At 62.8% G+C, this 10,523-nt stretch carries 9 protein-coding genes, 1 tRNA gene and 1 pseudogene; 3 read left to right on the forward strand and 8 right to left on the reverse strand.

Going from position 1 to position 10,523, the window contains the following annotated elements; translation table 11 throughout:
- Window positions 1-203: 203 nt before the first annotated feature.
- Window positions 204-1,022, forward strand: coding sequence for a phytanoyl-CoA dioxygenase family protein (locus QZ609_RS19960; protein ID WP_295498532.1), 819 nt, complete (start codon window positions 204-206; stop codon window positions 1,020-1,022).
- Between the two features lie 11 nt (window positions 1,023-1,033).
- Here QZ609_RS19960 and QZ609_RS19965 read toward each other — a convergent pair whose 3' ends face one another.
- The 4 genes from QZ609_RS19965 to QZ609_RS19980 form a co-directional block, all read right to left on the reverse strand.
- Window positions 1,034-1,756, reverse strand: a complete 723-nt coding sequence (locus tag QZ609_RS19965; RefSeq protein ID WP_295498534.1) for a methyltransferase domain-containing protein — start codon at window positions 1,754-1,756, stop codon at window positions 1,034-1,036.
- A gap of 190 nt (window positions 1,757-1,946) precedes the next feature.
- A complete protein-coding gene (locus QZ609_RS19970; RefSeq protein WP_295498537.1) occupies window positions 1,947-3,068 on the reverse strand; it encodes an acyltransferase in 1,122 nt (373 codons plus the stop codon).
- 246 nt (window positions 3,069-3,314) lie between these two features.
- A complete protein-coding gene (locus QZ609_RS19975) occupies window positions 3,315-4,049 on the reverse strand; it encodes a thioredoxin family protein (RefSeq protein WP_295498539.1) in 735 nt (244 codons plus the stop codon).
- A 185-nt stretch (window positions 4,050-4,234) separates the two neighbouring features.
- Window positions 4,235-5,335: a YeiH family protein gene (locus QZ609_RS19980; RefSeq protein ID WP_295498542.1), complete on the reverse strand. Its 1,101-nt coding sequence runs from the start codon at window positions 5,333-5,335 to the stop codon at window positions 4,235-4,237.
- A gap of 92 nt (window positions 5,336-5,427) precedes the next feature.
- Between QZ609_RS19980 and QZ609_RS19985 the strand changes: the two genes are divergently transcribed.
- Complete coding sequence (locus QZ609_RS19985) at window positions 5,428-6,327, forward strand: LysR family transcriptional regulator (RefSeq protein ID WP_295498545.1); 900 nt, start codon at window positions 5,428-5,430, stop codon at window positions 6,325-6,327.
- 61 nt (window positions 6,328-6,388) lie between these two features.
- Window positions 6,389-6,464 (forward strand) — tRNA-Lys (locus QZ609_RS19990).
- Window positions 6,465-6,554: 90 nt separating this feature from the next.
- On the opposite strand, the gene QZ609_RS19995 is transcribed toward QZ609_RS19990, so the two are convergent.
- The 4 genes and pseudogenes from QZ609_RS19995 to QZ609_RS20010 form a co-directional block, all read right to left on the reverse strand.
- Window positions 6,555-7,529 (reverse strand): aldose 1-epimerase, encoded by a 975-nt coding sequence (locus QZ609_RS19995; RefSeq protein WP_295498548.1) that lies wholly within the window; start codon window positions 7,527-7,529, stop codon window positions 6,555-6,557.
- A 67-nt stretch (window positions 7,530-7,596) separates the two neighbouring features.
- A complete protein-coding gene (locus QZ609_RS20000) occupies window positions 7,597-8,781 on the reverse strand; it encodes a porin (RefSeq protein WP_295498551.1) in 1,185 nt (394 codons plus the stop codon).
- Window positions 8,782-8,894: 113 nt separating this feature from the next.
- Window positions 8,895-9,737 (reverse strand): annotated as a pseudogene (locus QZ609_RS20005) (TIM-barrel domain-containing protein); the annotation flags it as partial.
- Window positions 9,738-10,334: 597 nt separating this feature from the next.
- Window positions 10,335-10,523: DUF1353 domain-containing protein (locus QZ609_RS20010; RefSeq protein ID WP_295498553.1), on the reverse strand; the 189-nt coding region annotated here is incomplete at its 5' end.

A 10,523-nucleotide genomic window follows, 5' to 3' on the forward strand; every position in this document is an offset into this window, starting at 1 on the left:
TCCGCTGCGCCCTCATCGGCGCGTGCCGGTTCGATCCCGGCTCCGGGCACCAATCGTCCTTCGTCACGCAGCAACCCGGCCCCACAAAAGAGCGTGCGCTCAGCATGCCGAGCCACTGCCTCACGGGTTGCCCCCCATCAAGCTTAGCCGGGCAGCCGGTTTGCTATGATTGGTGAGTCGTTTCAAACCGTGACCACAGCAAAATGAATCAAGCGCTCAGTAGCTACGGCGTAACGGAGTCAATGCCAGCGCATGACCGCTATGACGAAGCCGTCGCAGACCTCCGGATCAACGGTTTCACCATACTGCCAAGCGGCCTGGATCCGGCGTTTCTTACGAGCCTGCAATCAGCGCTGGATCACGTCTATCAGGATCAGGCCACAGAACTCGGCGGCGAAGCGATCCTGCAAGCGATCAATGATGCAGACACCGTTCGCTGCGCGCTGTCTTACGACGCAAAATTTCTCAGGGTTGCCACCGCCGAGCCCCTGCTACGCCTGGCAGAACGGCTGTTTGGGACAGAATTCATCCTCACCCAGCAAAACGGGATCATTAATCGCCCCGAGAAGGACAATACGCAGGCCCGTTGGCACCGCGACCTGCCTTACCAGCACTGGACCAGCTCGAAACCCATCGCGATCAACGCCTTGCTGTGTGTGGACGATTTCACATGTGAGAACGGCGCGACGTTTGTGCTGCCTGCGACGCACCGGCATGCTCAGTTCCCGACGCCGGGATTTGTCATGCGCAACGGGCGACAACTGGAGGCCCCTGCGGGTTCGTTTCTCGTACTGGACGCCATGCTGTTTCACCGCGCTGGCATCAACAGCTCGCATGCAGTGCGCCGCGCCTTGAATCATGTGATTGGGTTGCCGTTTCTGTCTCAGCAGATCAACATCCCGGCCGCCATGCGACAGAACGGGAAGCCCACACCGGATGACCCGGCGATCCAAAAATACCTGGGCTATCGATGGAACCCGCCGGGCAGCGCCAAAGAGTGGCGGGAGTTGCGGATTCGCTAACCCCCTCGCCCTTACTGACCCGTTTGCGGGCTCGTTTCCACGTACCGGACAAGCGCGCGCGGGGAACGCGAAAACGCTTTTTGCAACACGTGCAATGGCCACATCGTGCGCTCGTTGAGCACCAGCCCCAGATAACTTGGGAACGTTGTCTTCATCGACACGTTGCGGATCCCGGACTGCTTGGTCCGTTCGAGCATGCTCAACGACAACTTCTTTGCCTCGGCGCGCCTGACGAGGAAGTTCGAGAGCGGCAATAGCAGATTTGACAGCGGGAACGTCAGCGCGGCTTCGTGGCGAATGCGCCAGCCGCTGCTCTCGAATCGAGTGCGCAGCGTCTCGGCTGTGTAGCGACGCATGTGCCCCGCGATGTCATCCTCGATTCCCCAAGCCTGCGGTGCGCCGGGCACGATGGTGATCATCACGCCGCGCTCGCTCAGGATACCCCGGGCTCGGGCGATGAAGGCACGCTCGGCGGCATCATCGAGATGCTCCATCACCATGCAGGAAATTACCAAATCGCACGCATCCCCATTTTCAGCGGCGACCCAGTCTTGATTGACCGCGCGGTACCGCCCAGCGCGAATCTCAGGAGCGAACCGCTGCTCCAGCGCCGCAACCGTGGAAGGCTCAAGATCGTAGGCGACCCCACCCCACCCCATCGACAACAGAAGCGCGGAGATATTGCCGGCCCCGGGGCCAATTTCTATGAAACGCCCTGGCGGCAGGTGCGCCAAGCGTTCACGTAGATACATAAGTTGAAGAATGGTTCCGGGAGGCAGAATCGGCACGTCGACCCCACATGTTGATGTGGGGCGAATTCTCCCACACTCTTCCCGGCTTCCCACGATGTGGAGACGTATGGCTGCTCCCGAACCGCTCCACAAACACCGAGCTTGTTGGCAATCAGCTAAGCCATCTAGCCCATCAACCGCGCATGGGAATTCCGGCACCCACGATGGATGAGGATCTCGCCGCCCCTCGGCGCCGGCACGGAATCTCAATAAAGCGATAGCTGATTTCGGATAGCGTCATGGTCAGCAGGATTGCCGCCAGCGCGATTCGAAGGGTAAACGTGCCGTTCAACTGAACATTGGGGTACACCTTTTCGAAACCGAGCCTGGCCACCGTGAACGCAAAGGGATGGACTAGATAAATGGCGAACGAACGCTCGCCCACCCACGACAGCCACTCACGAAGCGGCCCGGCTTGAATGAAATATCCTTTCTCATAGGAACAGAGCCAGATGATGAGCGCCGAGACGATGGCGATCATTCCAACAAAGAATGGCACAGGCTCATAGCGCGCGAGCCCCACCAAACAAGCCACCAACAACGCCGGGATGATGAACCTCAAACGCGACTTAGTCAGATGTGGCTCAAATATCTTATAACTCGGCGTACTGGACCACAATGCCAGCAGGACACCGAGCATAATTGCATCCGTCTTGATTGCCCCCAAGAAACTCCCCAATGGGCGCGGCAGGAATACTTGAACAAAAACAATCCCAATCAAGACAAAGGCAAATCTATTCCGAAAAATTAAAAACAAAATTGGAAAAAGCAGATAAAATTGCTCCTCCAAAGAAAGACTCCAGTAGTGGCCAAACCATCCGCATGACCCTGCCATCCAGGCACATTGCCAACTGCGGATATTTGCCACATGGACAACAGCCGCCACAATGTCCGTCATATCGTCTTTCGAATATCCACGATACATCGTGTAGAACAAAAATGGCACAACCAACCAAACCCACGCGGAAGGGGTAATGCGATACAGTCGCCGCACCCAAAATGCCGCGGTTTGCCTCCAGAAGTCATCACCCGCAGCCATCAGGAGCGATCTGGACAGGCTTTTTGTGATAACAAATCCGGAAAGGCAAAAGAACAGATCGACACCGACATAAAAGCCCTTCCCAATATGAGCCCAATGCTCGGAACCCCACGGAAAGAAGGCAATCTGCATGTGCGACACAAGCACCAGCAAAATAGCAATTGCTCGTACTGCCTGTAGCTCTTCGTTGTAGTTCTTTGGCTTCGATGCGCCCATCCATGTGCCTCGCAATTGGCTTATGCGTCTATGTTACACGAGACGATTTTTGACAGACACGCACCATGGGAGAACGCTTCCATGGGTCACGCTGGATAGTGTGAGGGGCAATGACAATAGGTGTTGCCCTGCCCCCCCACTGCATTCATGAATGGGCTGATTGGCTTGGCCACACTCCGGGTGCGCCATCCTCTAGGCGCGGAGCTAGCCCCCGTCAGCGCGTGTGTTCCGCTTTGCCTACGCTCCCTACGACGCGTGGCACGCGTGCGCCTTCGATGCGCCTTCGTATTCGTCGTGACGTCGCACCCAATCCATGCCTTTCGTTTCGTTGCGGCCCATGGGCGCGCGGTCGAGCATCTGGTAGGTCGCGAGCAAGTCTTCCAGGCCGCGCGCATACGTTGAATACGTATGGAACACGTTGCCCGCCTCGTCCTTGTAGAACGCGCTCAGGCCGGGCAACTCGTCATTCGCCTCGGCGACCGGGATGGCGGTGAAGTTGTAGAACACGTCGCCGCCCGCCAGCTCTTCCGGCGTGAACGACACGTGATAGTCATGGTTGAACGTGCTGCCGAACGATGACACCCACGGGAAGCGCCAGCCCATGCGCGCCTTGTAGGCTTCGATCTCGGCGAGCGGCGCACGCGAGACCGCGGTCAGCGTGACATCGTGATGGTTCAGATGCGCCAGCATGCCGTCGAAGTGGTCGGCGACGAACGAGCAGCCGTGGCAACCCGCGCTCCAGCCCGGGCCCAGCATGAAGTGGTACACCATCAACTGGCTGCGCGCGCCGAACAGCTCAGCGAGCGTGCGCTTGCCATCGAGCGTATCGAACACGTACTGCGTATCGACCTTCACCCACGGCAGCGCCTGGCGCTCGGCGTTGACCGCGTCGCGCAGGTGAATCGCCTCCTTTTCCCGGGCCAGCAACGCGCGGCGCTTGGCCAGCCATTCTTCCTGCGAAACAACGGGATGCTGTTGCATGATCGGCCCTCCTTGTGCGGCTACCGACGCGCCTCGATAGGAGGCGCCGGTCTTCATACTAGGCCGCAAATCGGGAATCGGAAGGCACCACCCTCACGCCGTGGTCAGGCGTCGACATGCGCACAACGAACAACACCCGCAGCGCCTTCATGACGATCTGCGGGTGTGGCCAAGCGCTATGAAAATCAGCCCACCAGCCAGCGCACCCCGGCGTTGATGGCGGCACCGCCGCCCACCAGACCAACCCACAGCACGGCCGCACACAGCAGCGGGCGCACACCGGACTTGAGCAGCATCGGCACATGCGTCTGCGTGCCGATCGCGAACATCGCACAGGCCAGCATGGCGGTATCGACAGCGTCGATGGGCGCATGCCAGGCCGCGGGGATGGCACCGGCGGAATTCAGCAGCGTCACGCCCAGCAGACCGACCGCAAACCACGGCATCGCCTTCCATGCGTGACCAGCAGCCTTACGCAGCGCGCTTTCACGCGAGCCGGCACCCGCTGCCCCGCCTTCCGCCGGCGTCGTGCAGGCCAGCACCACCAGCAACGGCGCCAGTGCCAGCACACGCACCATCTTGCTGACCACAGCCGCATTGGTCGCGTCATCGCCCAGCGGGCGCGCGGCGGCAATCACCTGCGCCACCTCATGCATGGTCGAGCCGATATACACGCCGAAGTGCGCCGGCGCCACGGCCATGCCGGCGTGCGTCACCAGCGCATACAGCCACGGATACAGGAAGATGCCGATCGTGCCAAACAGCACCACGCTGGCGATCGCCACGGCTGTCTCGCGCGGCTGCGCCTTCACGGCCGGCGCCACGGCCAGCACAGCGGCCGCACCGCACACCGCGCTACCTGCCGCCACCAGCACCGCCTGCGGCCGCGACAGCCCGAACCAGCGCGTGCCGATCCAGGTGCCTGCCAGCATCGTCGCCGCCAGCACCAGCAGCGGGATCGCGATGCCCGCCGCGCCCAGGTCGTGGATCTGCGCGAGGGTCAGGCGCGCGCCATACAGGATCACCCCGGCACGCAGCAGCGTGTGCCGCGCAAACTGGATGGCCTCCGCCGTCAGCCAGCGCTGGTGCCCCGGCACATGCCCGAGTGCCATGCCCAGCAGGATGGCGAGCGTCAGCGCGCTCAGGCCGAGGCGGCCCGCCCATTCCGTCGATCCCAACATCATTGCCGCACCGGCACAACCCACCAGGACCGCCACACTCACCAGCGTTCGCCCATCCCAGGCCGCGAACCCGCCCGCCATCACTTGTTTTTGCGCTGTCGTCATCACATCCGCCTTGCTTATTCGGTATGCGCATAACGATATGTGGAAAGTGATAATATGAGAAACGGGTAATTTTTCTATGAATAACCAGTTTTATGGATAACAAAGCCCCCCGCGTGACGTTGCGCCAATGGGCGGTCTTCTCGGCCGTGGCGCGCTGCGAGACCACCACAGCGGCCGGCGACCAGCTCGGCCTGTCGCAATCGGCGGTCAGTGCGGCGCTGGCGGAGTTGGAATCGGCGCTGGCGCAACCGCTGTTCGACCGGCACGGGCGCCGCCTGCACCTGAACGCGCTCGGGCGTCAGTTGCTGCCGCAGGCGCAGGCCCTGCTCGATCACGCCGACGCACTGGAGCACGCCACGCAGCAACTCAACGTGCGCTTGAAGCTTGCAGCCAGCAGCACCATCGGCAACTACGTGCTACCTGCCTTGCTCGCGCGCTTTCGCCAGCAGATCGCGCCCGACAGCCAACTCGACGTGCTGATCGGCAACACGCAGGACGTGGTCGATGCCGTGCAGCGCTTCGAGGTCGACATCGGCCTGATCGAAGGCACCTGCCGCGGCGAGGCGCTGGAGATCGAACCGTGGATCGACGATGAGATGGTGATCGTGGCCGCGCCCGACCATCCCCTGGCACGTGGCCCGGCCACGCACGCAGCGCTGCGCGAGGCCGCCTGGCTGATGCGTGAGCCCGGCTCCGGCACACGCGAGCTGATCGACAACCGCATCGCCGCCGTCATCGGGCCGTTGCACGTGGCGCTGGAGCTGGGGCATTCGGAGGCGATCAAGCGTACGGTCGCAGCTGGCTATGGCATCAGCTGCCTGTCGCGCCACGTGGTCGACGATGCGTTGCGCGAGGGCAAGCTGGCCGAGGTGCAAAGTGGGCTGCCGCGCATCGCCCGGCCACTGCTGATCGTGCGCCATCGCGACAAGCACGCAACGCGCGGGCTGACGCAGTTTGTCGAGGCACTGCATCGGCACGCGGGCGGCGCGTAAAGAAATTTCGCAGAAGGGCTGGCGCGATCTGAGAAACCTTGTTATAGTCTCATCTCTTCGCGGGGCGTTAGCTCAGTTGGTAGAGCAGCGGACTCTTAATCCGTAGGTCGAGTGTTCGAGTCACTCACGCCCCACCAGAACTCGCGTAGAAAGCCCAGTCCTCACCGACTGGGCTTTTTGCTTTGGACGCGCGGTTCCTGAAGGGCCTACGGCGTTACGCTTCAGCCTCAACTTCCCGCATCGATCCGCAACTGCATGCGCAGATGCATCGTCTCGCCGGGCGCCAGCGTACGCAGGCCCGTACCTTCCCAACCCCGCGCCGACAAGTTGACCGCATCGGCCACGTGCGACACCGGCTCCAGGCAGAAATACGGCTGACCGCCGGGGGCATGCAGGATGAAATGGTCGAGCGGGTCGTCTGCGGTCATTGCCATGCTGGCACCGTCCGCGCGGGTCACAACGGCCTGTTGCTGCCATCCGCTGTAGTAGACGCTCAAACTCTCTTCTGACAAGGCGCGACTGCTGCGAAAGTCTTCGCGCGCGGTGATAGTCGCACGCCCTGTCGCCACCTCCCCCGCATCGACTGGCCACATGTAGGCGGCGTCGAATTGCACGCGCATGCCGGGCGTGCGAGCGAAGTACGGATGAAACCCGCCGCCGGCCGGCATGTCGCTGTCGCCTTCGTTGCGCAGGATCATTTCCGCATCCAGACCATCGGGGGTCAGCACGAAACGCTGCGTGGCGAGGAATGGCCACGGCCAGCCATCTGCCACTGGCGCATAGCGCAGGCTGAGCGTAGCAGCGGTCTCCGATAACTGATCGAGTTGCCAGGCGCGTGCGTGGGCCACGCCGTGCATGGCATGCGCCTGCCCCGGATGCGGCGCAAGGCGGATCTCGCGGCCCGCCCACAGGAAGCGGCCATCGCGGATGCGATTGGAAAACGGCAGCAGTGGATAGCAGCCGGCCTTGGGCCAGGCAAGGCCATCAAAGCCCTCTCGCAGGCATTCGGCTGACATGGCCGCCAGCCAATCGGTAGCCACACCAGCAGCATCGATCGACGCCAGCGACGCAATCCGCCCGCCTGCCGCCGGCGCGAGGTCCATCGCCAGCGCACCCGCACGCAGCGTGTATACCGGGCCAGGCGCCAGCCAGATACCGGCACGCGTGGTGCGGCCTTCGGTTTGCGGGGCTGGGCTGGTCATGCAATCAATCTCCAACTGCAACGAGGCGTGAGCATTGAGCAGGCCGCTCGCTCACGCCTCGCACCACTTAGAACGAGTGGCGGATGCCAACCATGCCCACGAACTGGCTCGGCCCGTTCGACGGCGTGCCGTTCTGCGAGTCACCCACCGAGGCCACCGCGTTGACGACGGTGCTCACGCCACCCACCGTACGCAAGGTCTTGCCGCTCGCCTTCTGGTAGGCCTCCAGTGCATAGAACGCCGTGCGCTTGGACAGCGCGTAGGTCTGCTCCATCGAGAACTGGTGATAGTGCGCGGCGTCCGTCACGCCGTTGCGGGCCTTCTCGGCGGTGTAGCTGTAGCCGGCCGCCACGGTGATTGCCGGCGTCAGTGCATAGGTCGAGATCACGCCGAAGGTGTTGAACGTTGCCGACTGCGTGAACAGCGACGCGGCGCCCGGACGGTACTGCACGTTCGAGTAGTTCAGGCCGACCATCAGCTTGCCGAAGGTGTAGCGAGCCGCAGTGCCGATGATCTGCGCGCTGTCGGCCGTCGCGTAGCCGCTGTTGACCGGCGAGTTGTTGGCGAAGGTGCCGACCGACGTGCTGGTCGCCACGTCCTTCAGGTAGATGTAGCCGGCCGACCAGGCGAACGCCTGGTAGTCGTAGCGCAGCGCGGTGCTCACGCTGCTGCCTTTCGAGACACCGCCCGCCTGCCCGCCCAGGCCGTATTGCACGGCGGCCTGCAGGCCACCGAAGTTCGGCAGCACGTAGGTCACCGCGTTGTTGAAGCGCAGCGTAGTGTCCATCGCATCGACGTCACCGGGGTGCGCGCCGGTGGCGCCGGTCAGCACGTTGGTCGGGCCCAGCGCGGCCACGTACTGGAAGTACGGCGTGTACTGGCGGCCGAGGGTCAGCTGGCCGTAGTCCTTGTTGCTCAGGCCGACGAAGGCCTGGCGGTTGAACATGTAACCGGCTGCGCTCTGTGCGCCGGTGGCGGAGTTGAAGCCGCTCTCCAGGCGGAACAGGGCTTGCGTGCCGCCACCCAGGTCTTCGGTGCCGTAGAAGCCGAACTTGCTGGCCAGCAGATTGCCCTGGCTCATGTACACGTTCGAGTGGCCGCCCTGGTTGCTCGAGTAGGCAAAGGCGGTATCGACCACGCCATACAGCGTGACGGAGGATTGCGCCGATGCATGCATCGACACACCGGCGGATAGCAGCGCAACGCATGCGCAGAGGGGCTTGACGGTAAAGCTGGCTCGGCTGGTCTTCATTTCTCTCTCTTCTCTTTGTAGGCTCTTTGTGGGTTGTCTCCAACAACGGGTATCCGCGCGCCGGGCCGGGGGTGTTGCCACCCACCTCGACGCGCCTGGATTCTTGCGGGGCGCTACGCCTGCAGCTGCAGGGTCAACTGGCGCCAGCCGTTCACAACAATATCTTCGAGCACGCGTGCGTGCGGGGTCTGCACCTGCCGCGTCTCGCCCGCCGGCAGGAAGATGTCGACGGACGTCGGCTGCTCAGGCATACGCCCTTCACGCGTCACTGAGAGCGTCACCGTCTGCGCATCGGAGACCGCGTGGACGTTCCAGCGGCCTTGCTCGCCGTTGCGCCAGGCTTCAGATTCGCCGTCGTCCTCGATGCAACCGCCTGTGGTCTCGCCCGCGCCGCTGACCGGCACCACGAGGAAGCCACGCTGATCGGCGCGTTGGTCGAAATGCTGCTCGGCCACGTTCAGCGCCACCACCCCGCCCTCGCGGATCAGCATGACCGGCTGATCCCACGGCGCAGGCAGCGTGACGGACTGGCCGCCCTCGAACACCTCACCGCTCCAGTACGACACCCAGCGGGCGCCGGCCGGCAGATACACGGTACGCTCGGTTTGCCCTTCGTCCACGGCGGGCGCCACCAGCAGCGCGGTGCCCAGCAGCATGTCGTCGCTCTCGTCATAGCAGCGGCGGTCGGCCGGGAACTCGGCAAAGGTCGGGCGCAAGACAGGCTCATACGCCTGCGTCGATTGCCACAGCAGCTCGTACAGATACGGGATCAGGCGGTAGCGCAGCTTGATCAGCGAGGCGATCTGCGCGGTGGCCTGCGGATACATCCAGGGCTCGTTGACAGTCTTGTCGTCGTTCCACGAGTGGATCGAGAAGCGCGGCATGAACACACCGAACGCCACCCAGCGCACCAGCAGCTCCGGCGACGGCGCCGGGCCGGCAAACCCGCCGATGTCGCCCGGTAGGACATTACCGCCTCCGGTATTGCCTCTGGAGACACGGTGCGGAACACCCGCGGCCCCGGCGCCCGACTCGAGGGCGCGGCAGCGTAGGGCTCCGGAACGACCGGCGGAAACCTGTCGGCCCAGGGCCCGGCCGCCTCGAAGGCCGCGGCGGCCGCCAACCCGCGTCGTCGACCGGCGCCTGATCCCAGGTCAACGGCGGGTCTAGCTCGCGCTGGGCATAGGCATTGCCGGTGACCTTGCAAAAGTCCGCGGCCGCGTCGGGCAGATTTCTCCGAAAATCCATAGCCCGGTATAAATGGGAAAGTTATACGATTTCCACGAATTTGGATGGCATCTGGGGAATGTCGGATTAAAGAAAGGGGAAAAAAATAAAGGGATATCGGGGGAATCAGGGGACCGAATACTGAAAACACGGAACAAATGGTTCATCGCCGAACTCGGTCTGGCGCTCAGGGCTGGTCGTCGTCGCATGGACCAACATGGCCTCGATCGAGGCTAAGGTCGATGAAGTCGCCCTTGTCGAGCCTGAGCCACTTTTTGAAGCCGGACCAGTCGAACCACAGCTAATTCCATTCCCAAGGGCTGGGGCTATTTAGCCTTGAAAACGGACCAGCCGAACCGGCGCACCGCTTGATACATCAGTACGCGTTTCAACCACGGCACTTTCGCGGCAATGAGGCCAGCCCGGAACACCTTATCCGCGAACAGCTGATCCCGCCTCGAGGGCGCGGACCGATACGGCTTCTTCCACCATGCCTCGTAGAGATAATCGTGCAC

Source organism: uncultured Ralstonia sp., from assembly GCA_913056305.1.
Lineage (GTDB): Bacteria > Pseudomonadota > Gammaproteobacteria > Burkholderiales > Burkholderiaceae > Ralstonia.

Coding starts and splice junctions, on each gene's coding strand:
- QZ609_RS19960 (WP_295498532.1), top strand. CDS start 204: ATGAATCAAGCGCTCAGTAGCTACGGCGTAACGGAGTCAATGCCAGCG.
- QZ609_RS19970 (WP_295498537.1), bottom strand. CDS start 3,068: ATGGGCGCATCGAAGCCAAAGAACTACAACGAAGAGCTACAGGCAGTA.
- QZ609_RS19975 (WP_295498539.1), bottom strand. CDS start 4,049: ATGCAACAGCATCCCGTTGTTTCGCAGGAAGAATGGCTGGCCAAGCGC.
- QZ609_RS19980 (WP_295498542.1), bottom strand. CDS start 5,335: ATGACGACAGCGCAAAAACAAGTGATGGCGGGCGGGTTCGCGGCCTGG.
- QZ609_RS19985 (WP_295498545.1), top strand. CDS start 5,428: ATGGATAACAAAGCCCCCCGCGTGACGTTGCGCCAATGGGCGGTCTTC.
- QZ609_RS19995 (WP_295498548.1), bottom strand. CDS start 7,529: ATGACCAGCCCAGCCCCGCAAACCGAAGGCCGCACCACGCGTGCCGGT.
- QZ609_RS20000 (WP_295498551.1), bottom strand. CDS start 8,781: ATGAAGACCAGCCGAGCCAGCTTTACCGTCAAGCCCCTCTGCGCATGC.